Origin of the sequence: Gordonia paraffinivorans (genome assembly GCF_900683595.1) — a bacterium.
Lineage (GTDB): Bacteria > Actinomycetota > Actinomycetes > Mycobacteriales > Mycobacteriaceae > Gordonia > Gordonia paraffinivorans.
Map to the genome: position 1 here is coordinate 83,900 of NZ_CAACYD010000007.1, position 21,647 is coordinate 105,546.

The 21,647-nt window shown below is 68.1% G+C and carries 17 protein-coding genes, 5 pseudogenes and 1 other annotated feature; of the genes and pseudogenes, 16 read left to right on the forward strand and 6 right to left on the reverse strand.

Features of this window, described 5'->3' with window-relative positions; genetic code table 11:
- Nucleotides 1–73: 73 nt before the first annotated feature.
- Nucleotides 74–1,453 carry an ABC1 kinase family protein gene (locus E1P53_RS13385; RefSeq protein ID WP_131734622.1) on the reverse strand — a complete coding sequence of 460 codons (1,380 nt, stop codon included), beginning with the start codon at nt 1,451–1,453 and terminating at the stop codon, nt 74–76.
- Between the two features lie 183 nt (nt 1,454–1,636).
- Here E1P53_RS13385 and E1P53_RS13390 point away from each other — a divergent pair, with 183 nt between their 5' ends.
- The 7 genes and pseudogenes from E1P53_RS13390 (at nt 1,637) to E1P53_RS13420 (ending at nt 7,385) form a co-directional block, all read left to right on the forward strand.
- On the forward strand, nt 1,637–2,680 hold the full coding sequence (locus E1P53_RS13390; RefSeq protein WP_006901412.1) for an NAD(P)-dependent alcohol dehydrogenase: 1,044 nt from the start codon (nt 1,637–1,639) through the stop codon (nt 2,678–2,680).
- A gap of 216 nt (nt 2,681–2,896) precedes the next feature.
- Nucleotides 2,897–3,172, forward strand: coding sequence for a transposase (locus tag E1P53_RS13395; protein ID WP_157211702.1), 276 nt, complete (start codon nt 2,897–2,899; stop codon nt 3,170–3,172).
- Nucleotides 3,169–3,468, forward strand: a pseudogene (locus E1P53_RS21170) (IS3 family transposase); the annotation flags it as partial. The gene E1P53_RS13395 and the pseudogene E1P53_RS21170, both read left to right, overlap by 4 nt.
- 358 nt (nt 3,469–3,826) lie before the next feature.
- The gene (locus E1P53_RS13405) at nt 3,827–5,224 is read left to right on the forward strand and encodes an IS30 family transposase (protein ID WP_220398983.1); all 1,398 of its coding nucleotides are present in this window, start codon (nt 3,827–3,829) and stop codon (nt 5,222–5,224) included.
- Between the two features lie 7 nt (nt 5,225–5,231).
- Nucleotides 5,232–5,520 (forward strand): annotated as a pseudogene (locus tag E1P53_RS13410) (integrase core domain-containing protein); the annotation flags it as partial.
- 519 nt (nt 5,521–6,039) lie between these two features.
- Nucleotides 6,040–6,261, forward strand: a complete 222-nt coding sequence (locus E1P53_RS13415) for a hypothetical protein (protein ID WP_006900992.1) — start codon at nt 6,040–6,042, stop codon at nt 6,259–6,261.
- Nucleotides 6,261–7,385 (forward strand): hypothetical protein, encoded by a 1,125-nt coding sequence (locus E1P53_RS13420; RefSeq protein WP_006900993.1) that lies wholly within the window; start codon nt 6,261–6,263, stop codon nt 7,383–7,385. The genes E1P53_RS13415 and E1P53_RS13420 overlap by 1 nt, the downstream gene beginning before the upstream one ends.
- A gap of 22 nt (nt 7,386–7,407) precedes the next feature.
- Here E1P53_RS13420 and E1P53_RS13425 read toward each other — a convergent pair whose 3' ends face one another.
- From E1P53_RS13425 to E1P53_RS13440, 4 genes and pseudogenes are all read right to left on the reverse strand, one after another.
- Nucleotides 7,408–7,842: an SRPBCC family protein gene (locus E1P53_RS13425; RefSeq protein WP_131734624.1), complete on the reverse strand. Its 435-nt coding sequence runs from the start codon at nt 7,840–7,842 to the stop codon at nt 7,408–7,410.
- A complete protein-coding gene (locus E1P53_RS13430) occupies nt 7,839–9,464 on the reverse strand; it encodes a phytoene desaturase family protein (RefSeq protein WP_131734625.1) in 1,626 nt (541 codons plus the stop codon). Before E1P53_RS13430 ends, E1P53_RS13425 begins: the two co-directional genes overlap by 4 nt.
- Before the next feature lie 10 nt (nt 9,465–9,474).
- Nucleotides 9,475–9,621, reverse strand: a pseudogene (locus tag E1P53_RS20820) (IS481 family transposase); the annotation flags it as partial.
- A gap of 36 nt (nt 9,622–9,657) precedes the next feature.
- Nucleotides 9,658–10,910, reverse strand: a protein-coding gene (locus tag E1P53_RS13440; RefSeq protein ID WP_131734626.1) for an IS3 family transposase whose coding sequence is annotated in 2 segments (ribosomal slippage) — nt 9,658–10,616 and nt 10,616–10,910 — 1,254 coding nt in all. Because the reading frame shifts where the segments join, the coding sequence is not laid out codon by codon here.
- Nucleotides 10,495–10,626 (reverse strand) — a sequence feature (AL1L pseudoknot). Its footprint overlaps the gene before it by 132 nt.
- Before the next feature lie 52 nt (nt 10,911–10,962).
- Between E1P53_RS13440 and E1P53_RS13445 the strand changes: the two are divergent.
- From E1P53_RS13445 to E1P53_RS13470, 7 genes and pseudogenes are all read left to right on the forward strand, one after another.
- Nucleotides 10,963–11,202, forward strand: a pseudogene (locus tag E1P53_RS13445) (transposase); the annotation flags it as partial.
- Nucleotides 11,203–11,493: 291 nt separating this feature from the next.
- Nucleotides 11,494–11,727 carry a hypothetical protein gene (locus tag E1P53_RS13450; RefSeq protein WP_062394413.1) on the forward strand — a complete coding sequence of 78 codons (234 nt, stop codon included), beginning with the start codon at nt 11,494–11,496 and terminating at the stop codon, nt 11,725–11,727.
- Nucleotides 11,728–11,978: 251 nt separating this feature from the next.
- Nucleotides 11,979–12,461, forward strand: a complete 483-nt coding sequence (locus tag E1P53_RS21165) for a superinfection immunity protein (RefSeq protein ID WP_408877559.1) — start codon at nt 11,979–11,981, stop codon at nt 12,459–12,461.
- 494 nt (nt 12,462–12,955) lie between these two features.
- Nucleotides 12,956–14,350, forward strand: a complete 1,395-nt coding sequence (locus E1P53_RS13460; RefSeq protein WP_131733946.1) for an IS1380 family transposase — start codon at nt 12,956–12,958, stop codon at nt 14,348–14,350.
- A gap of 208 nt (nt 14,351–14,558) precedes the next feature.
- Nucleotides 14,559–15,736 (forward strand): annotated as a pseudogene (locus E1P53_RS13465) (IS3 family transposase).
- Nucleotides 15,737–15,808: 72 nt separating this feature from the next.
- On the forward strand, nt 15,809–15,976 hold the full coding sequence (locus tag E1P53_RS20495) for a hypothetical protein (protein WP_165484437.1): 168 nt from the start codon (nt 15,809–15,811) through the stop codon (nt 15,974–15,976).
- Between the two features lie 112 nt (nt 15,977–16,088).
- Nucleotides 16,089–16,961 (forward strand): SDR family NAD(P)-dependent oxidoreductase, encoded by an 873-nt coding sequence (locus E1P53_RS13470; protein ID WP_131734628.1) that lies wholly within the window; start codon nt 16,089–16,091, stop codon nt 16,959–16,961.
- Between the two features lie 6 nt (nt 16,962–16,967).
- Here E1P53_RS13470 and E1P53_RS13475 read toward each other — a convergent pair whose 3' ends face one another.
- On the reverse strand, nt 16,968–18,509 hold the full coding sequence (locus tag E1P53_RS13475; RefSeq protein WP_131734629.1) for an FAD-dependent oxidoreductase: 1,542 nt from the start codon (nt 18,507–18,509) through the stop codon (nt 16,968–16,970).
- A 171-nt stretch (nt 18,510–18,680) separates the two neighbouring features.
- On the opposite strand from E1P53_RS13475, the gene nadB reads away from it, so the two are divergent.
- A complete protein-coding gene (gene nadB, locus E1P53_RS13480; RefSeq protein WP_131734630.1) occupies nt 18,681–20,342 on the forward strand; it encodes an L-aspartate oxidase in 1,662 nt (553 codons plus the stop codon).
- A 114-nt stretch (nt 20,343–20,456) separates the two neighbouring features.
- Entirely contained in the window at nt 20,457–21,503 is a 1,047-nt protein-coding gene (locus E1P53_RS13485) for an alpha/beta fold hydrolase (RefSeq protein ID WP_006900999.1), read from the forward strand.
- Nucleotides 21,504–21,647: the final 144 nt, after the last annotated feature.

The following is a 21,647-nucleotide window of genomic DNA, read 5'->3' on the forward strand; positions in this document are numbered from 1 at the left end:
TCGCTCCCACCCTAGCTGGCATCGCCCGCGGTGTACTGGTCAGTAGGCGCGACATGCCGAATTCGGGCATGCATCATCGGTTGAGCTGGGCCTTCTCGCTTCGTCGGTCGCGCTCGGCCTCCTTCATGATGCCCGCCATGTACGCGTAGATCTCCCTGTCCGACATCGCCTTCCAGCGCGGGGCGAGGAGCTTCATGTACTTCTCGACATAGAGGAGCTGCTTGCCGACGAGAACCAGCTCGCGGGGGAGCCGGGCGTCGTGCGCCCTGGCGACGGCGGCGAGCTGCCGCCCGAGGTCGGTGTAGGACATCGACCCGAGGTCCGTGGAGGCCAGGGGGTTGGTGACCTTCTTGATGTCCTCGGCGCCCTTGGCCGTCGACCCGGGCTTGCGCACGGCGCCGAGCAGGAAGATGGCCCGTCCCGCGGCTTCGTAGTCGCCGCGCACGAGCAGGTCGACGACGAGCTGGCGCAGGATGCGGCGGGTGCGCGGGGTGAACCGGCCGACGATGCCGAAATCGAGCAGGACCAACTTGCCCTCGTCGTCGACGAGGACGTTCCCGGCGTGCAGATCACCGTGGAAGAGGCCGCCGTGGAAGGCGGAGTCGAGCAACGACAGCAGCAGGTTGCGACAGAGGGCGACGCCGTCGTGGCCCGCCTTGCGGACGGCCCGCGCGTCGTCGATGCGGATCGCGCGGATGCGTTCCATGGTGAGCACCCGCTGCGTGGTGAGTTCGTCGTAGACCTGCGGGACGCGGACACGATCCCCGAACGGTCCGGGCTGCAGGCACTCGAACCATTCGCGCATCGTGTCGGCCTCGATCCGGAAGTCGAGTTCCGCGTCGAGACCCGCGGCGAAGTCCTCGACCACGTGCCGGGCGCTGAGCATCCGGCCGTACTCGCTCAGTTCGACGAGGCCGGCGAGACGCTCGAGGATCGCCACGTCGGGCGACAACCGGTCGGCGATGCCGGGGCGCTGGATCTTGACCACGACCTCCTCGCCGCTGTGCAGGGTCGCGGTGTGCACCTGGGCGATGGAGGCCGATGCGATGGGTTCGGGGTCGAACTCGGCGAAGACCTCCTCGGGAGTGCGCCCGAGCTCGCGGGTGAACTGCTCCCGGATGAGCTCCGGGTCGGCGGGCTTCACCCGGTCGAGCAGCGTCTCGAATTCCGAGGACAGCGTCTCGGAGAAGACGCCGGGGCTCGACGCGATGAGCTGGCCGAGTTTCACGTAGGTGGGCCCGAGGCGTTCGAAGGTGTCGCGGATCTCGTGCGCGGCGCGTGCGGCACTCGGCGCGCGTCCGCGGAGGGCGTCGCCTGCTGTGTGGAGGACGAACCGGCCGAGACCCGCGGCAGCGTGCGCCGTGGTCGTCCCGAATCGCGTGAGTTCGGCGATCGGCGACACCGGGTGCAGCTGCGCGCGCCGACCGTCGTCGACGGAGCTGTTGATCGTCACCGTCGGTCATTGTAACGATCGACGTGCAGCGGTCCAGGGTCCCGCTGCGTGCGATGTGACACCCGGTGCCGGATGGCGGTGCGCCGGGGTCGACGGCAGACTGGGGCGTCGGGGCGGATGCGCGGATGCGTGGCCGCCCCCCCATATCCGTCCCCCCGGAGAACATGCCCCGAAGGAGCCGCAATGCCCACGACGGTCAGCGCCTACATGGCGACCGCAGCCGATCGGCCGCTCGAACCGGCGACCATCGAACGCCGGGACCTGGGTCCCCACGACGTCCTCATCGACATCGCCTACGCCGGGATCTGTCACTCGGACATCCACACCGTCCGCAACGAGTGGGGCCGCACGAACTTCCCGGTCGTTCCCGGACACGAGATCGCCGGAACGGTGTCGGCGGTGGGTGAGCAGGTGACCCGGTACGAGGTCGGCGACCGCGTCGGCGTCGGCTGCTTCGTCGACTCGTGCCGCGAGTGCGAATACTGCCTGGCCGGCGAGGAGCAGTACTGCGTGCAGGGGAACACCGGCACCTACAACTCCGTCGGCCGCGACGGGAAGCCCACCCACGGCGGCTACTCCACGGCCATCGTCGTCGACGAGAACTACGTGTGCCGCATCCCGGAGGGCCTGCCCCTCGACGTGGCGGCGCCGTTGCTGTGCGCCGGCATCACCCTCTACTCGCCGTTGCGCAACTGGAATGCCGGTCCCGGCAAGAAGGTCGCCATCATCGGTCTCGGCGGCCTCGGACATGTCGGGGTGAAGATCGCGCACGCCCTCGGCGCCGAGGTGACCGTGCTGTCGCAGTCGCTGAAGAAGATGGAGGACGGGCTGCGGCTCGGCGCCGACCACTATTACGCGACGAGCGACCCGCAGACGTTCCGCGATCTGCGTGAGCACTTCGACCTCATCCTGAACACGGTGTCGGCCAACCTCGACATGGGCAAGTACCTCAACCTGCTGAAGGTCGACGGCACCCTCGTCGAACTCGGCCTGCCCGAACACCCGATCGAGGTGCCGGGCGGCCCGCTGGTCTTCAAGCGCCGCAGCTTCGCCGGATCGCTGATCGGCGGTATCCGACAGACACAGGAGATGCTCGACTTCTGCGCCGAGCACGGCATCGGCGCCGAGATCGAGGTGATCTCGGCCGATCAGATCAACGAGGCCTACGAGCGTGTGGTCGCCTCGGACGTGCGGTACCGCTTCGTGATCGACACGTCGACGCTCTGAGGCCACAGGTCCCGCCGCTTCTCGTTGCGCGACATCATGCCGGGGCCCTCAGACCATCATCATGATGATCCCGACCAACATATGAAACGGACCAACTCGCGGTGACGCCAGTAGCACCGCAGGTGTGTGAAGTACCCCAGGTTTAGTTCCGCTTTCTATAGGAGGATGGAGCTATGCCACGTCGATATCCGCCGGAGTTCCGGCAGAGGTGTGTGCGTGTTGGAGACGGCGTTGGAAGCTGACGCCGAGCTCTTGGAGTTCGAGGTGATCCGCCAGGTCGCCGGCAAGCACAAAATCGTTGAGGAAACCCTGCGGCGGTGGCGCCGCAAAGCGCAGATCGACGCTGGAGAGCGGCGCGGTACCACCAGCGACGAGCACGCCGGGATCCGGCGGCTGAAAAAGCGTGTCGCCGAGTTGGAGCAGACCAACGAGCTTTTGAAGTCGGCGAGTGCGTTTTCTGCTGCGGAATTCGACCGGCCCACGACGAGATGATCGCGTTCATCGACGCCCACCGCGATCAGTTCGGGGTCGAGTTCATCTGCCGCACACTCCGTGCAGCAGGTGTGGGATTTCTGACCTCCCGGGGCTATCGGGCCGCCAACGCGCGGGCCGTCTCGGCTCGAGCGGTGCGAGACGCGCAGTTGGTGGAGGTCATCGCCACCATCCACGCGCAGATCTACTGGGTCTACGGAGTCAACAAGATGCACGCCGCACTGCGTCGGGCCGGCCGCGACATCGGCCGCGAGCAAACCCGCCGACTGATGCGGTGCGCCGGCGTGGGCGGCGTGCAACGCGGCGCGAAAGTCTTCACCACCTGTCCAGACCCGACCGCTACCAAGCCGGTCGACCTGGTCATACGCCGTTTCGGTGCCGATCGCGCCAAGCCGTTGTGGGTCGTCGACATCACCTACGTATGCACCTGGCAGGGCTTTGCTTGTACCGCCTTTGTCGCCGATGCTAGTACCCGGATGATCGTCGGCTGGCATGTCGCAGCCACGATGCGCATCGAGGACCTACCGCTGCAGGCATTCAATCATGCTGTGTGGCAGCGCAATACCGATCTATCCGGGTTGACTCATCATTCCGGCCACGGATCGCAGGGTGAATTCAACTGGTCGTCGCAACACCTCTATCAGGAGGTGTTCGATGGTTCGTCGTCAGCAGGCCGCGGACAGGGCGGTTCGTCCGAAGCTCCGCTCGCCGGGGCATCCGAAGTTTCAGAAACCCGTCGAGGCGGCGTTCTGGGGCGAGATCGCGAAAGGGCTGCTCGCGGAGGAAGCCGCGGGGGTTGTCGGCGTGGCGCCCGCGGTCGGCGCAAGATGGTTCCGACACGCTGGCGGCATGGCGCCATTCGACATCGCCCAGCAGCCATCGGGCCGCTACCTCTCGTTCGCTGAGCGCGAGGAGATCGCGATTCTCAAGGAGAAGGGCAAGGGCGTTCGCGAGATCGCTCGCGCCATGGGCCGCGATGCCGGGACGATCTCTCGTGAGCTGCGGCGGAACGCGGCCACGCGGGGCGGGAAGCCGGAGTATCGGGCGTCGGTCGCGCAGTGGAAAGCAGACATGACCGCGAGGCGACCCAAGGTCGCGAAACTCGTCGCGAACCCGCGGCTGCGCGCGTATGTCGAGGAGCGCCTGTCGGGGAAGATCACAAGCCCCGATGGCACGATCGTCACCGGTCCCCAGCCGCCGCGGTTCACCGGGAGAGGCAAGCCGCATCGGAAGGACGGGGCCTGGTCCTGGGCTTGGAGTCCGGAGCAGATCTCACACCGGTTGAAGATCGACTTCCCGGATGATGAGTCCATGCGCATCAGCCCAGAGGCGATCTACCAGTTGCTCTACATCGAGGGCCGCGGCGCGCTCAAGCGCGAACTCGTCTGGAACCTCCGCACGGGCAGGGCGCTACGCGTCCCCCGAGAGCGGTCGCGGCGCAAGGCCTGGGCGCATGTCACGCCGGAGACGCTGATCAGCGAGCGACCGGCGGAAGCCGACGGTCGCGCCGTCCCCGGGCACTGGGAAGGCGATCTGCTGATCGGGTTGGAGCGCTCGGCGGTCGGCACGGTCGTCGAGCGCAAGACCCGTTACACGCTGCTCGTCCATCTCCCGCGGGAAGAGGGCTATCGGCACAAGGAGACGCCGAAGAACGGGCCGGCGTTGGCCGGCTATGGCGCGATCACGATGAAGAATGCTCTCGCCAACACGATGTCGGCGCTGCCGGCGCAGCTGGCGCGCTCGTTGACCTGGGACCGCGGCAAGGAGATGTCCGCTCACGCGCAGTTCCGCGTCGAAACCGGCATCCCGGTGTTCTTCGCCGATCCGCAGTCGCCCTGGCAGCGCGGCACGAACGAGAACACCAACGGGCTGCTGCGTCAGTACTTCCCGAAGGGCACCGACCTGTCCCGCTGGAGCGCCGAAGACATCGAAGCCGTCGCATTCGCGCTGAACACGCGCCCTCGGAAGTCGCTCGGATGGATGACTCCCGCTGAGGCCTTCAACGAGCAGCTATTGTTGCTCCAACAAGCCGGTGTTGCATCGACTGGTTGAGCCCGGTCAATTCCGATCCCGCAGATTTGTGTCGGCGCTCGACCGGCACGGCCTGGTCGGGTCGATGGGGGCGGGTCGGAGCCGCGGGTGACAACGCCGCGATGGAATCATTCTTCGCTGTGCTGCAGCGCAACGTCCTCGACCGGCAACGCTGGACCACCCGTGAGCGGCTGCGGATCGCGATCGTCACCTGGATCGAACGCACGTATCACTGTCGGCGCCGGCAAGCCCGCCTCGGCCAGTTGACCCCGATCGAATACGAGACCATCATCAACACAGCCGCCTCCGCGGCATGACACCGAAACTGTCACCTGATGGTGCAGCAGTCCCGGGTTACACCACTACTTGGGGCTTGACCTATAAGGGCTCTTCGAGCTTGCACGGGCAATGTCTGGTCAGGGGTTGTCGGCCGGGACGTCGGCGATGCGACCCGGTCGGTGGTCGAGGTCGCCGCCGGTTCCGGCGTGTCGTGGACGACCGCACGCGCCGCGTTCATCGAGCACCCCCGACCTGGTGCTGGGCACCCTGCAACCGGTAGAGGTCCTCGGGGTCGACGAAACTCGCCGCGGCAACCCCCGCTGAGTCCGTGGCAGCGGCGGACGGCGCTGGGTACGCACGGATCATCCAAGGACTGGTGCTCGTTGTCGGACATGGTTGCCGAGTACCCAGCGCGTCGGCGCCCTACACAGGTGGCCGTCCTCGGCACTCGGCAACCCGATCCGGAGCCGGGGAGAAGTCGGGTGTTTGGGGTGCCGGTAACCGGGGAAACCGGACGTGACCGTCCCCGACACCCGATGGGTGGTGTGTGAGAGTCCATGTCACAGGAACAACCGTCCGGATCGACGCCGATCGAGCCCGCGGAGACCGGCTCGTCGGTCTCGTCTCCCGACGACGCGCGGCGCACGGTCGACGAGCTGGAGGAAGAGCTCGTGGACGAACCCTCCGAGCGCGACAGAGAAGCGGAACCGGCCGCGACCGAGGACGACAAGAGTGACCTGGCGACCCCGGCCGTCGGTGAACCCGAGCCACCGGACTGATGCGTGACCCGACCGCCGTGCCGGAACGGGAGCGAACCCGTGAACGCGAAGGGGGAACGACGATCGCAGGACTGCGCATCGTGGCCGAACACGGCCTGCCCGAGGATCTCATCGGCCGAGCCGAGGACCGGATCCGGCAGATCGCCGACGCTTACGACCTCGAGTTCCGGGGTGTCACCGTCACCCGTGAGGTGACCCTGCAGGCGACGCCGCGGGGTGACCTCGAGACCGTCTGGGGCGCTGCTGATGCCGGCGACGAGGTCATCGTGTTCGTCACCGAGATGCCGCGTCTGTACGCGTCGGGTCCGGAGGCGCCGCTCCTCGGCAAGCGGTCGCGCAACAGCGTGGTGATGGCAGAGCTCGACACCGGCGGCAGCGCGGCCGTGGTGTCGCTGCCCGCCTTCGGCGCGTTGCCGAGGCGTCGCTTCCTGTCGGCCCTCGAGGCCGTCATCGAATCCCTGAAGGGCGGTACGCCAGACCCCTTCACCGGCCGCCGGGGTCTGGCCGTCGTCCACGAGGACGAGACCGATCACGTTCTGGCCGTGGGGTTTCGCAACCGGCTGCGCCTGACGGTCGGGATGGTGCGGGGCAACCGGCCGTGGCGCCTGATACCCACCTTGACGGGCATGACGGCCGCGGCCGCCGCCGCGGCCTCGTTCGGTGTCTTCTTCTCGACGATCTGGTCGATGGCCAACGCCCTGAGCAGCTGGCGCCTCGCCGCGATCTCCGTGCTCGCCCTTGTCCTCGCGTCGGTCTGGCTGATCGTGAACAACCGGCTGTGGGAACGGACTTCGGTGACGTCGACGCCGCGGGCGCGGCTCTACAACACGGCGACGGTCTGCACTGTCGCATTCAGTTGGATCGTTCTGTACGCATTCCTGTTCGGCGCGACCCTGGTCGCCGCGATGATCGTCATCGACGAGTCGTTCCTGAGCTCGCAGTTGGGATTTCCCGCGGAGTTCCGCAGTTATGTCCACCTCGCCTGGCTGGCGACGTCGATGGGTGTCTTCGCGGGCGCGCTGGGCTCCAGCGTGGACAGCCACGACGACGTGCTGCGCGCCACCTATGGTTACCGCGAGCGGTTGCGCCGCCAGAAGTCCGAGGGACCCGAGAACTCGGGATGACCAGGTCCACCCGGTGAGGACGTCAGCCGGCCTTGCGCTCGGCGAGCATCGCGAGGCGCCGTAGGCACTCGTTCAGCCGCGGCGACATCGCGGTCTGCTGGATCACCGGGGGAATCCACTTCAGCGGGGCGGTCTCAACGAACTCCTCCATGCCGATGAGCGAGCCGTCGCCGTCCTTCTCGATCGTCATGCGAATCCGGGCCCGGCCGAAAGGCCATGCGGCGGCGGACAGTTCGAGCAGTCCGGCCTTCGATTCGATGGACTCGGTCTCGTCGTTCAGCAGGGCGGGCCACAGACCGACCGAGTGGTGGATCCGGGCGCCGGCCTGGGGCCAGTGATCGTCGACGTCGCGGATGCGGGAGGCTCCCACGACCCAGGAGGGGTAGAGCCATCCGTTCGAGAGGATCGACCACACCTGGGCCGGGGTCGCTGACGTGTGTCGTTCGACGCGGTTCATCGTCGTGCTCCGTTCGATTGTGGGGTATCGGGTCGCGGGGGCTTGGTGAGGAGCGCGGTCACACGTCTGCTCAACGCCCGCCGGGGTAGTCCGCGCAGTCCGTCGTGTGCGAGTGCCGCACGTGCGGCGTTGTTCCCGCACGCGCCGTGGACGCCGCCGCCCGGGTGGGCGCTCGAGCCCGCGAGATAGAGGCGTCCGATCGGGGTGATCGCACCGCCCAGGCCGGGCGTCGGGCGAAAGACCAACTGCTGGAACAACTGCGAGGTCCCTCCGTTCACGGCGCCGCCGACGAGGTTGGCGTCGGCCGCCTGGAGGTCGCGCGGCGTCTGCACGTGACGCTCGACGATCAGGTCCGACACGCCCGGGGCATGGGCCTCGAGGACCGCGTCCATCCGTGCCGCCAGGTATCGGGCGGCCTCGTCGTCGGTGACACCCCGCGGCAGGTGACTGTACGACCACGCGCTCTCGGTGCCGGCCGGCGACCTGGTGGGATCGGCGGCCGTCATCTGTCCGAACAGCAGGAACGGCTGTTCGGGGATGTTGCCGGTCTCGATGTCGGTGGTCGAGGAGGCGATGGTGTGGGAGTCGGCGCCGAGGTGAACCGTGCCCGCGCCACTCAGGTTCTCGCTGCGCCACGGGATCGCGCCGCCGATCGCGTAGTTGATCTTCACCACCGGGGTGTCCCAGGTGAAGGTCTCCAGATCGGCGAGGACACGGGCGGGCACGTCGTCGGCCGACAGGAGTCGAGTGTACAGATCGGGCGCGGAGACGTCGGCGAGCACGGCCCGTCGGGCGGGCCACAGGCGGCCCCCGCCGTCGACGACGCCGACCGCCCGGCCGCCCCGTGTCTCGATCCGCGTGACCGGGGTGTCGCAGTGCACCAGCACGCCGGCCTTCTCGGCCCTGCGCCGGAGCGCCTGTGCCAACTGCCCGGCTCCTCCCACGGGAACCGGGTAACCGGTGTCCTGGCCCAGCATCGTGAGCAGGTAACCCATCACCCCGCTGCCGGGGGCGTCGAGGGGGATGTCGGCGTGCAGGGCGTTGCCGAGGATGAGCAGGCGTGCCTTCTCGCCGTGGAACAGTTCGCGGACCATCTGGTTCGCCGGCAACAGCAGGAACCGGGCCAGGCGCAGCGCATCGGCGGTGCCCGACGACCGCAGTGCGCGCAGCAGCGCGCGGACCGGTGGAAACGGGCCGAAGAGCGAGTTCAGGAGGATCGGCCGGACGGTGGTCTGCCACTGGGCGACGAGGTCGAGCCACCTCGTGCCGTCGCGGGGGTCGAACCGCGCGAGGTGCGCTGCGGTGTCGGCGGGGTCGGGGTGGACCACCGGGGCGTCGTCGTCGGAGGGGCCGGCCGGGTGTCCGAAGGCGAACGGGGACCGACTCCATGTCAGACTGTGCGACCCCAGGTCGAGATCGGCGAAGACCGGAGAGGCCACCGCGAGGGGGTAGAAGGCGCTGAACAGGTCGGTCACGTATCCCGGTGTCAGTTCGGCGCTCTTGATCGCCCCGCCGACCTGCGGCGCGGCTTCGAGGACGGTCACGTCCCAGCCGGCGTCGGCGAGACGGATGGCCGCGATCAGCCCGTTGTGCCCGGCGCCGACGACGACTGCATCAGACACGTGACCCCCTCGTGGAGACGTTCAACCCCAGGTGGTATCCGATCCGGGCTGGCCCCCAGCGGCGGGAGACGCGTAACCCGACGACCCGGCGTTCCCGGCGCCGGCTGGTGCGATGCGGACACGATCGGGGCCGGCTGGACCGATCACCCATTCCGGCCGGCCTGAACCGTCCTGGGTCGGATGGAGACCTGGTTTAGGCCACCTCCGCTTCGGAGGCGACGGTCTCACGGTAGCGCGTCTCGTACTCGACCGGCGGGCAGTAGCCGATTGCCGAGTGCAACCGTTCGGTGTTGTACCAATGCACCCATGCGGCGGTTTCGCGTTCGACCTCGGCTCGTCCGGTCCAGGATCGCTGGCGGTCGATGAGTTCGCTCTTGTACAACCCGATCGTCGATTCCATCAACGCATTGTCCAGGGCATCGCCAACTGAGCCGATCGAGCCGGCCAGGCCGGAGTCGCGTAGCGCCTCGGTGAAGGCGAACGAGGTGTATTGACTTCCCGCATCGCTGTGATGAATCAAACCTGTTGCAGTAAAGGAGAAGTCGGTCCTTCTTCGGGTGAACAGGGCCTGCTCGAGAGCGCTGGTCACCAGCGGTGTCGTCTTGCTCGTCATCACCCGCCAACCCAGGATCCGTCGCGAGTACACATCGACCAGAAACGCTGTGTAGACGAATCCCGACAGCGTCCAGCAGTAGGTGAAATCCGCCACCCACCACTGGTCCGGACGCGACGGCAGCGACCACTGCCGATCCACTAAATCAGGATGGCGCGGCGCGCGATCATCACGCTGGGTTGTGCTTGTGCGGTGCTTGCCGCGCACGACTCCGGTGATGCCGCAGATCTCCATCAGCCGGCCTACCTGATCGCGGCCCATCACCCGGCCCTCACGGCGCATCGTGTGCCACAGTTTACGAACGCCGTACACGCCGCGATTACGCTGAAACGCCTGGTAGACGGTATGAGCGTCGTACGCCTCGGCCATTTGTGTTGCCGAGACCGGACCCGCGTGTTTGCGGGCGTAGTAGGTGGATGGGGCGATCTGCACGCCGTGCTCGGTCAGCACTCGGCAGATCGGGGCGACCCCAAACCGGCCCTTGTGAGCGTCGATGTAGTCGACGATCACCGCAGTCGGCGGTCGACCTCCGCCGCTGCGAAAAACGCCGACGCGGTCTTCAAAATCTCGTTTGCCCTGCGTAATTCGGCGTTCTCCTTGCGAAGCGCAGCCAGTTCGGCGTCCTGTTCGCTCACCGTCGTCGTTCCCCGTGTGGTGACAATCGGCTTATCCTTCTCGATCCAGTTGCGCAACGTTGCCTGGTTGATGTCGAGCAGCGCGCCTACATGCTCGCGGGCGGCGAGTTTCGCGCCGCCGTGCTCGGCGAGGTGGTCGTGATACATCCTCACAGCCCGCTCGCGGGTCTCTGGATCGAACTTCCTTGGTGCAGCCATACCGGCATTCTCCTGGTGAGATCACGGTCTCCACCAGACCCAGGACGGTTCACCGGCGGTCAAAGCGATGCTGCACAGCGTTTATGACCAGCCCACCGCCACCGCCGTGCACGAGCAGTTCGACCGACTCCTGGAATACACCGAAGGCAGACTCCCCAAGGTTGCTGACCATCTCGGTGACGCTCGAGAGGACCGCCAAGTTTGTTCAGGAGTATGTCGGATGAGTACGAGTGCGAATGGTCTCGAAGCCATGATGAGGCAGCGCGAGAAGCGCACCCGGGTCCGGCCAATGCCGCCGGCGAAGCACCCAGCGCCCAAGCCGGCCGAACCGTCGCCAGCACAGCTAGTGGCCGACCCTGTTGCTCAGAAGACGGAGAACGAGACGCTGAACGAGGGGAGGACTTCCGCGGCGCCGGCGGAACCCGCCGCGACCGCAGGCAACCGCTCCTCGGACCCCGCTCCCGCTGCGGACACATCAGCACCCTCACGGCCGACAGCAAAGCCTGTGGCCCCGAAGGCGAGGAAGAAGGCGACGACGCCAACAGTGGCAGCGCCTCCAGCTACCACTACAAAGGGGCGAACTGTGGGGCCAAGCACGATCTACTTCGATGAAGCCACCGACGACTTTCTCGAGGAAGTGTGCATCGCGGGCCGCCGCAGTAAGCCCAGAATCGACTCCCGGAGTGCCATCGCGAGGTACGCGATGCGCAAGCTGATGGCGGAGATGTCGCCCGAAGAAGTGATCGCCGCGATCCGCGCTGAAGGCGAAGCTGCTGGCCTCAGTCAGGGAAAGCCTGGTCGCCCTCGACACTTCTGACATTGCAACGTTGTACCGCTACAACGTTGTAACGTCAGCCGCTCCATGAACCCATGCATGCAGGGGATAGGGGAGAAGCGGCGGTCCTGTGGTGGTGATTGCGGCACCACCAAGAGCAAGAGAGGAAGTCTTTGCCTTGACATAGACTCAGCGAGTCTGTTGAGGCAAGGAGTGAAGTGAAGGAAGCAGTTCAGCTCTTGTTCTTGATCGGCCTGTGCTTGTTGCCGTCGATCATCGCCCTGCTGAGGAAGGTGCCGAACAAGGGATCGGTCATCGTCATCAACGTACTTCTCGGATGGACCATTATCGGCTGGATCGTGGCACTGGCAATGGCAGTCCGGGACGTGCCGCAGACGCCGCGCCCCACCCATTTCCTAGTGCCGCCTCAGGCTGGACAGTACGGACCGCCGCCTCAGGCTGGACAGTACGGACCGCCGCCTCAGGCTGGACAGTACGGACCGCCGCCTCAGGCTGGACAGTACGGACCGCCGCCTCAGGCTGGACAGTACGGACCGCCGCCTCAGGCTGGACAGTACGGACCGCCGCCTCAGGCTGGACAGTACGGACCGCCGCCTCAGGCTGGACAGTACGGACCGCCGCCTCAGGCTGGACAGTACGGACCGCCGCCCCAGGTCGGACAGTACGGACCGCCGCCCCAGGTCGGACAGTACGGACCGCCGCCTCAGCAGCAAACGTACCGACGTCCGAACCCACTGAAGTACCGAGGCAACTAAGCCCAGAAGGTCTCCGCTACGGCGGAGGCCTTCCTCGTCTGACTCGTCTGCCTTGGGGCATGTAGTCCACGCATGGATCGCACACGACGGCCGCCTAGTGATTCGCACATACATTCGACTACGCGCTATGCTGAGCACTGGATGGGATGCGTGGACGAACGGGAAGCGTTCCGCGCATCCCATCCACATTTCGTAGAGCGAACCGCCGGCGGATCGGCGTGAGGCATCGAGGTCGAGCATGTGGGAGTCGTGGCCCGATCAACGGACCCTACGACTGTTCACCCCGCCACGGCCTGTCGTCGTGGACATGGTGCGGCTCGACCCCAACTGCGGACGCCCGTACTCGGGGGCGTGAGGAACGGATTGGTGACAACTGATCGTTAGCCTCGCGCTTTCACGCTGAATTCGTGTCGTGAATAAAGAATGGTGCCCTGAACTGGGATGATTGAACTTGCGAAGGTATCAATCGGACCAGATCGAGGAGCACCATTCAGGTGAGCAAGTCTACGTCGCCGTACCCCACGCTGTCTGCAGATGGCACCGGAACCGGGGTCGTGTCGCACGCCGGCGCCGCGGTGTTACTCCGGGCTGCGGAGAAAACGGGTCTGACCAGCCGATTATCCGAGGCGTTGGCGCCGTGGCGCAAACCTTTGGCGACTCATGATCCGGGCAAGATCATCTCGGACCTGGCCGTGGCGGTCGCGATCGGTGGCGACTGTTTGGCCGACATCAACCAGTTACGCGCCGACCCGGCGGTGTTCGGTCAGGTCGCCTCTGATCCGACGGTGTCGCGCCTGATCTCGACGTTGGCCGATGATGCGCCGGCGGCGCTGTCGGCGATTGCGACCGCGCGTGCTGCCGCGCGGGCAGCGTGCTGGTCAGCAGCCGGTGCCACTGCTCCCGACCATGACGCCGACGTCGCTGACCCGGTGATCGTCGACCTCGACGCCACTTTGGTGACCGCGCACTCGGAGAAACAGGATGCGGCACCAACCTACAAGCGGGGGTTCGGTTTTCACCCGCTGTGTGCGTTCGTCGATCACGGCAGCGACGGCACCGGCGAACCCCTAGCGATCGAGTTGCGCCCGGGTAATGCTGGTGCCAATACCGCTGCCGATCACATCGCGGTCACCGCCGCCGCACTCGAGCAGCTACCGCACGTGGCGGGCTATCGGGTTGGCAAGTCGGTGCTGGTGCGCACCGACTCGGCCGGCGGCACCCACGAGTTCGTCGACTACCTCACCCGACGACGCCTGGCGTACTCGGTCGGGTTCGGGCTCACCGAAGCGACCGCAACCGCGATCGACCGGATCAGTCCCGAGGCCTGGACCCCGGCCTACGACGCCGAGGGCATCGAGCGCGACGGGGCGTGGGTGGCCGAGTTGACCGGGCTGATCGACCTATCGGGCTGGCCCGAAGGCATGCGAGTGATCGTGCGCAAGGAGCGCCCGCATCCAGGTGCGCAGCTACGCTTCACCGATCGTGATGGGTTGCGGGTGACCGCGTTCGCCACCAACACCGTTCGTGGCCAACTCGCCGATCTGGAACTGCGTCACCGGCGACGCGCACGCTGCGAGGACCGGGTCCGCACGGCGAAAGACTGTGGCCTGACCAATCTTCCGTTGCACGGATTCGATCAGAACCGCATCTGGTGTGCCATCGTGATGCTCGCTTGCGAGCTGATCGCCTGGACCCAGCTGCTGGCCTTCGCTGATCATCCCGCTCGCCGGTGGGAACCCAAACGACTGCGCCACCGCGTGTTCTCGATCGCCGCCAAGATCAGCCGCCACGCCCGCCGAACCCGGTTGAAGCTTGCCGCCCACGCACCACATGTTGGACTGCTGCTCGACGGGATCTCAAGACTCGCAGCACTTCCCGCACCTGCCTGACATCAAGCCAACCTGACCTCTGATCCAGAAAGGACGTTCCACCTCGGGGCCGTGAACCCCGACGCCCACCGACGCGTCGGGCACCTCTCACGGCCTACGCCCGGAGATCCGGTCCTCAGACCACCCACCCGGGCCACCCAACAGACGACCGCCACCTCACGAAAGATCGAGGTTAGTGCCGGGAGGCGCTGACGGGGAGGATGTCATCATGCCCGGCCCCTATCCCAGAGAGTTCCGCGAGGACGTCGTTGCGGTTGCTCGCAGCCGCGAGAGCGGCGTCACCATCAAACAGATCGCCGCCGACTTCGGTATCAGCGAAGCGACGTTGCAGAACTGGCTCCGTCAAGCCGACGTCGAAGACGGTAACCGTCCCGGCCAGACCGCCGCGGACGCCGCCGAGGCGCGGGAGTTGAAGAAGCGGATCCGGTTGCTCGAGCAGGAGAACGAGGTCCTCCGCCGTGCGGCGGCGTATCTGTCGCAGGCGAACCTGCGGCTTGGTGGCTCCCCAAAATGACGTACCCGCTCGTATCTGAGCTCGCCGACGCGGGGATCCCCGTGACGGTGTCGTGCCGGGTTCTCAAGCTCGCCCGCCAGCCCTACTACCGGTGGCGCAACGACCCCGTCCGGGACGCGGACGTGCTCCGCGCATATCGGATCAACGCGCTGCATGATGCGCACCACGAGGACCCGACGTTCGGCTACCGATACCTCGCCGACGAGGCCCGCCGAGCGGGGTGGCGGATGAGCCGGCGGACGGCGTGGAAGCTGTGCTCGCAGGCGGGGATTCTCTCGTCCGCGCAACGCCGGCGACGCGGGAAGGGGAAGAAGGCCGGGCCGCCCGTGTTCGACGACCACGTCCAGCGCGTGTTCCGCGCCGATGCACCGAACCGGCTCTGGCTCACGGACATCACGGAGCACTGGACGAGCGAAGGCAAGCTCTACTGCTGCGCGATCAAGGACGTGTTCTCCAACCCAATCGTCGGGTACTCGATCTCAGATCGGATGACCGCGAAACTCGCCGTAGACGCCGTCCGAAATGCTGTCGCGCGCCGCGGTGAGGTCGCCGGCTGCATCCTGCACGCCGACAGGGGCAGCCAGTTCCGCAGCCGCGCGATGGCCCGCGAGTTGCGCCGCCACGACATGGTCGGATCGATGGGAAGAGTCGGCGCTGCGGGGGACAACGCGGCCATGGAGTCGTTCTGGTCACTGCTGCAAACGAACGTCCTCAACCAGCAGCGGTGGGCGACCCGGCAGGAGCTGCGACTCGCCATCGTCGTTTGGATCGAGCGGAAGTATCACCGCCAGCGCGCCCAGGACACCCTCGGCGGCTTGACGCCCATCGAGTTCGAAGCCAAGCTAGCCGAGCCGCTCACACTCGCGGCCTAAACCGAACCTGTCACCAGTTCGTTCCTCACGCCCGCCGAATGTATCGCAGAGGAAGCTGCGCAGCCCACCGCAGTGCAGTTCCGCCGCAACCACATGCAGAAGCTACGTGACGATCCGATGATGGCCACACTCATGGCGATCGAGATCTTCAACGAAGACACCCAGACCGCCCGCAAGGCAGCACTTGTTCCGGTGCTGGAGACGGCCCGCTCGGTCACGGGCGTGTTCGGCTCACGGTAGTCACGTCTACCCGTGACGAGGGGTGATAAACGCGCGGCCGGTCGTCGCGGGAGGTGTGGGCGTCTGCCGCACGGGTAGTCCGACGGCGTGACGTTCCCCCCGAGATCCCACCATGCCCTGGTACCCGCGAGTGACCGATGAGAGGCTGCGCCGCCTGTGCGGGGGCCGGCCCGCGGTGGTCACCGGGGCCGGGTCGGGCATGGGGAGGGAACTGGCGCACCGACTGTCGGCGGCCGGGGTCCGGGTACTGGTCAGCGACATCGACGACGCGGCGCTCGGTGAGACGGTGACGAGCTCGCCTGGCGGGGGCGCACCGCTCGTCGCGGCCGGACTCGATGTCGCGGACGCCGACGCGGTGGCGGCCTATGTTCACGACGTGGTCGGCCGCGAGGGGCCGCCCGCGCTGGTCCTGAACAACGCCGGGATCACCATGGTCGCGGGCGTGCACGAAGAGGACGATCGACACGCCCGCCGGATCATGGCGGTCAACTTCGGCGGCGTGGTGAACGGGACGACCGCGTTCCTGCCGCACCTCGAGGCCGCGGGAGGCGGGCACATCGTGAACACCTCCAGCGCGTTCGGACTGCTCGGCGCCCCGGCGCAATCGGCCTACTCGGCGTCGAAGTTCGCGGTTCGCGGCTTCTCGGAGTCGGTTCAGAAACAGTTGCGGGACAACGGTTCACCGGTACGCATCCACATCGTGTGTCCGGGCGCGGTGCACACCGCGATAGCGCGGCGCGCCCGGTATGTCGATCCTGCGGTCCGCGACTTCGTGACCCGCGGCTTCGACCATCGGCTGCCCGGCACCCGCCCGAGGGCCGCTGCGGCGGCGATCCTCTCGGGCGTCGTCGCCGGACGCGACCGGATTCTCGTGGGGCCGGACGCCCGCGCCCTCGACATCGGTGTGCGAGTGTTCGCGGGGGCGCTCCAGCGGCCACTCGCCACGATCACCGGACCGGTGTTCCGGCGGATGATCGTGGCGTGACGTCGCTCATCGATCGTGCGACGGCGACGGGGCGGTGGGCAACGGCCGGGTGGCCGGCCCCTCCAGTACCTCGCCGGTGTGGCTGAATCGCGAGCCGTGAAGAGGGCAGTCCCAGGACTGATCGGCGTCGTTCCAACGCAGCACGCCGTAGAGGTGGGTGCACAGGGGTGCGACCGAGCGGGTCTGGCCGGCCACCGTGCACACGCCCTTGGGTGCCACGCCCGAGTGCCCGACACTGCCCTCGCCCTCCGGCGGAGAGGACTCGGTGGGCTTGAGCAGGCTCAGGTAGCCGCCGGCCATGTACGCGGCGACCTGGGCGTTCGCGGATGCCGCCGAGAGGAGCGAGCCCGGCCTCGTCACCTCGGTGGAGCGCCAGGGACGAAGACTCTTCGACCAGGGTGGCTCCTTCCCGAGGATGCGGCCGGTCATCGACAGCGCCGCGGCCACCCCGTTGGTGAGACCCCATTTCGCAAATCCTGTTGCAACCTGGACGCTTTCCATCTTCGGCAGCAACTCGCCGACGTACGGCAGTTCGTCGATGGTCGTGTAGTCCTGCGCCGACCACCGCGCGACCATCCGGGCGGTGGGGAAGTGCTCCTGTGTCCACTCGATCATGTCCAGCGCATGTCGGCGCTCGGACTTCGTGCGCCCCACCTCGTGTCCGAAGCCGCCGACCATCAGCAGCTCCCCGTCGTGGCCGGGCCGGGTGGCGGTCCGCAACGAGACGGACGGGTTGTCCGCGCCCAGGTACATCTGACGGGGGATCTCCTCGTCGACGGTGAACGCCGCCGCGTAGGACCGCTGAGGGTGGACGCGCGCGAAGAAGGCGGCGCGGTCGAGGAACGGGACGCCGGTGGCGAGGACGACCGAGTCCGCCTGCACCTCACCGGCGTCGGTGGTGAGGGTGTGGGGTGTCCCATGGCGCAGCCCCTGCACGCGGACCCCCTCGTACAGGTGCCCGCCGTGGGCCCGGAGATCGTCGGCGAGAGCTCTCAGCACCACCATGGGGTCGATCTGGGCCTGTCCGTCGAGCCGGATCGCGGACCGGACGTCGAACGGCAGCTCCGGGACGTCGACGTGCTCGACCGGGATGCCGAAGTCGCGACAGGCCCGGTATTCCTGCTCCACCTTCTTCGCTCCCGACGAGGTGGCGGCGAAGGTGAGTGCCGCACGCTCGTCGACCTGCAGGCCGCGGTGGGTGAGGTAGTGGCGCAGCCACGCCTGGCCCTCCCTGTTCGCCTGGATGTAGTCCTCGACCGCGCCCTTGCCGTGGCGACTCGCGATGGACGAGAGTCTTGTGCCCTGCAGCAGCGAGAGCTTGCCGGTGGTGTGACCGGTCGCCGCGGCGCCGATGTGGCGGGCCTCGAGGACCGCGACCCGCCGGCCGGCACGGGCGAGCAGGAGGCCGGTGGTCAGTCCGGTGATCCCGGCGCCGACGACGACCTGGTCGTAGGTCTCCACGGTGCCGAACGGCGTCGTCTCGGGGCGGACGTCGGGCAGGCCGCCGAGATCGGTGTCGGTGGCCGGGTCGAACCAGAGGGTCTTCATGTCCGTGGGGGTTGCCCCGGCCGGCGCTTGTCAAACATGTCGGCCGGTCGCGTACCTGCCGGGAACCTGCCGACTGTCGGCGCGTGCGAGCTGCGGGTAAGGTTTTCGACTGGGAATCGAAAACGGTTGCGGAAGGTTGATGACGACGCATCCGACGAGAGGCGGACGACCATGAACATGCCCGGGCACCCCGCGCCGCAGGCCGAGTTCCTGCGCGGCGCCCTCCGCCGTGCCGATCTGGTCGTCGTCGGCGCGGGCGTCGCCGGGCTCACCGCCGCGTTGAGCGCCGCCGAGAGCGGCCTGTCGGTGGTCGTCGTCAACAAGGGCCCGCAGTGGAGCCCCGACCGCGGCGAACAGCCGACCTCCACCTTCTACGCGCAGGGCGGGGTCGCGGTGGTCATGCCCGGGCGGCGGGTGGCCGTCGCCGACGACGCCGATTCGGTCGAACTGCACCTCGAGGACACCCTCGCCGCCGGTGCCGGGCTCACCGACCCCGCCGCCTCGCGTCCGATCCTTGCCGACGGGTGGGCTGCCGTGTCGGCCCTGATCGACTGGGGCGCGGACTTCGACCGCGACGGGTCTGGCGAGCTGCTGCGCACCCGCGAGGGCGGACATTCGGTCCGCCGCATCATCCACGCCGGCGGCGACGCCACCGGGGCGGCCATCCAACGGGCCCTGCACGACGCGGTCGCGCGGTTCACGCGCGGCGGTTCGATCGAGTTCCTCGACGAGGCGATCGTGACCCGCGTCCTGCTCGACGAGGGGCGGGCGACGGGCGTGGAATACCTGTCGGCGGGACGGCGCGGCGTGGTCGCGGCCCCGACGGTGCTCCTCGCGACCGGCGGAGCGGGGCACCTCTATGCCGCGACGACCAACCCGGCCGGCGCCACCGGCGACGGGATCGCGCTGGCCCTGCGCGCCGGCGCGCTCGTCGCCGACCTGGAGTTCATCCAGTTCCACCCGACCATGCTCCACACCCCCGGAGCCCGTGGTCGCCGCACGCTCGTCAGCGAGGCGGTGCGCGGCGAGGGCGGCCGCCTCGTCGACGTCCTCGGTCGCCCGGTCACCGCGGGCGTGCACCCGATGGGCGACCTCGCCCCGCGCGACGTCGTCGCCAACGCGGTGGAGGCCGCGATCGAGGCGAGCGGCCACCCCTGCGTCTACCTGGACACCTCTGCGGTCGCCGACTTCGAACGGCGGTTCCCGACGGTGAGCGCGGGAATCCGCGCCGCGGGCCTCGACCCCGCGGACCACCGGATTCCCGTCGTACCGGGTGCGCACTACCTCTGCGGCGGCGTCGTGACCGACGACGAGGGGCGCACCGCTGTCGATGGTCTGCTCGCGGCCGGCGAGGTGGCCCGCACCGGACTCCACGGGGCCAACCGCCTGGCGTCGAACAGTCTCCTCGAAGGGCTGGTGATGGGGCGTCGCGCCGCCCGGGTCGCCGTGGGACGGCGAGACCTGCCGATCGCAGATCTCGCGTCGCCGGACGGACCGTCGAGCGGGGGCGCGGTCCCGGTCCTCGACCGGGATCTCCTGCAGGACACCATGACACGACGCGTCGCACTGAGACGGTCGGCCGACGGTCTCGCCGAGGCGTCCGCGCTGCTCCGCTCGGCACCGAGGCGGGTCCCGACGACGGTGCGCGAGATCGAGGATGCGGCACTGACCTTGACCGCCGCGGCGGTGGTCGCCGCGGCCGAGGCCAGGACCGAGTCACGGGGCTCGCACGTGCGCATCGACTTCCCGGAGACGTCCGGGGCCGGTTGCTCACATGCATTCCGCCTCGTCGACGGTGAGGTGCGCGCCGCGGTTCTCGCCGCCGCGGTCTGAGGGCCGCGGCCCGGCCCAGGCGGCCCGAGAGCCGGGCTCGAGCGGGCTGTCCGAGCGGGGGGAGTCGGGCGAAGCCGATGCGCCGCCGGGGTCCGGCCACTAGATTTGGCCGGTATGTCGTCATCCCCTGATCCCGACACTCCCCACGACCGCGCGATGACCGGGAACGGCGCGACCCTTCCCGCTGCGGACCGTTCCGCCGACCCCGCGACACCGGGACGCGAGGTCATCGATCTCGGGTACATCACCCTGCACGCCCTCACGTGGGGGCCGGCCGACGGCCCTCTCGCGGTGTGTCTGCACGGCTTTCCGGATTCCGCATGGACCTGGCGATTCCTCGGGCCGGAGCTCGCCGCCGCGGGCCACCGCGTCGTCGCCCCCTTCACGCGGGGCTATGCCCCGTCGGACATCCCGGCCGACAAGGATTTTCACGTCGCGGCGCTCGCGCACGACGCGCGCGAGATCCACCGCGCCCTCGGCGGCGGCCCCGACGCCGTCCTGATCGGACACGACTGGGGAGCGCTCACCGCCAACGCCCTCGCGCATCGGGAGGACAACCCGTACGCGGTGGTGGTCTCGATGGCCGTGCCGCCGATACCCGCGATCCGGCGTGCCGCGACCGACGGCCTCGGCGCCGTAGGACTCCTCGCCCGTCAGGCCGCGATGAGCTGGTACATCGGATTCAACCAGTTGCCCTGGCTGCCCGAGCGGAGCCTGGGGTGGCTCGTCCCGCTGCTGTGGCGACGGTGGCGGTTGCGGCATCGCGGACAGCCGCGTCCCGACTACCGACCCGACATCGATCACGCCCTCTCGGCGATGTCCACGCGCGCCCACCGCAGCGCAGCGCTCGGCTACTACCGCGCGCTGCGCCGGCGTCGCACCGATCCCCGGTATGCGCCCCTGCGCGACGACTGGCTGGGCGAACCGCGTTGCCCCACTCTCTATCTGCACGGAGCCGATGACGGATGCATGCAGTCGAGGCTCACCGATCACGTTCACGACGTGCTGCCGCACGGCAGCGCGGCCGCAGTCATCGCGAACGCCGGACACTTCCTGCACCTCGATCGCCCGGCTGAGGTGAACAAGATCATCGTGACGTTTGTCGCCCGGACGCGCGGGGGTCAGGGGGGTGGCACCGGAACCTACTCCTTCGTAGACTGACGCCCGAGATCTTCACAGCGCCGCGATCGGAGGGGGAACGACGCGACGCGTGCCGGGGCTGCGTGGGAACCGCACGGGAGCTTCAGACACACAGAAGCCAGGGCGGGCCGGCCGGCGCGCGAAGACAGTGGGATCACTGCAGGT

Bases quoted from the DNA above. Each gene is read 5' to 3' on its own strand.
- E1P53_RS13415 (WP_006900992.1), top strand. From the start codon at position 6,040: ATGTCACAGGAACAACCGTCCGGATCGACGCCGATCGAGCCCGCGGAG.
- E1P53_RS13475 (WP_131734629.1), bottom strand. From the start codon at position 18,509: ATGAAGACCCTCTGGTTCGACCCGGCCACCGACACCGATCTCGGCGGC.
- E1P53_RS13390 (WP_006901412.1), top strand. From the start codon at position 1,637: ATGCCCACGACGGTCAGCGCCTACATGGCGACCGCAGCCGATCGGCCG.
- nadB (WP_131734630.1), top strand. From the start codon at position 18,681: ATGAACATGCCCGGGCACCCCGCGCCGCAGGCCGAGTTCCTGCGCGGC.
- E1P53_RS13425 (WP_131734624.1), bottom strand. From the start codon at position 7,842: ATGAACCGCGTCGAACGACACACGTCAGCGACCCCGGCCCAGGTGTGG.
- E1P53_RS13470 (WP_131734628.1), top strand. From the start codon at position 16,089: ATGCCCTGGTACCCGCGAGTGACCGATGAGAGGCTGCGCCGCCTGTGC.
- E1P53_RS13405 (WP_220398983.1), top strand. From the start codon at position 3,827: ATGGTTCGTCGTCAGCAGGCCGCGGACAGGGCGGTTCGTCCGAAGCTC.
- E1P53_RS13485 (WP_006900999.1), top strand. From the start codon at position 20,457: ATGTCGTCATCCCCTGATCCCGACACTCCCCACGACCGCGCGATGACC.
- E1P53_RS13420 (WP_006900993.1), top strand. From the start codon at position 6,261: ATGCGTGACCCGACCGCCGTGCCGGAACGGGAGCGAACCCGTGAACGC.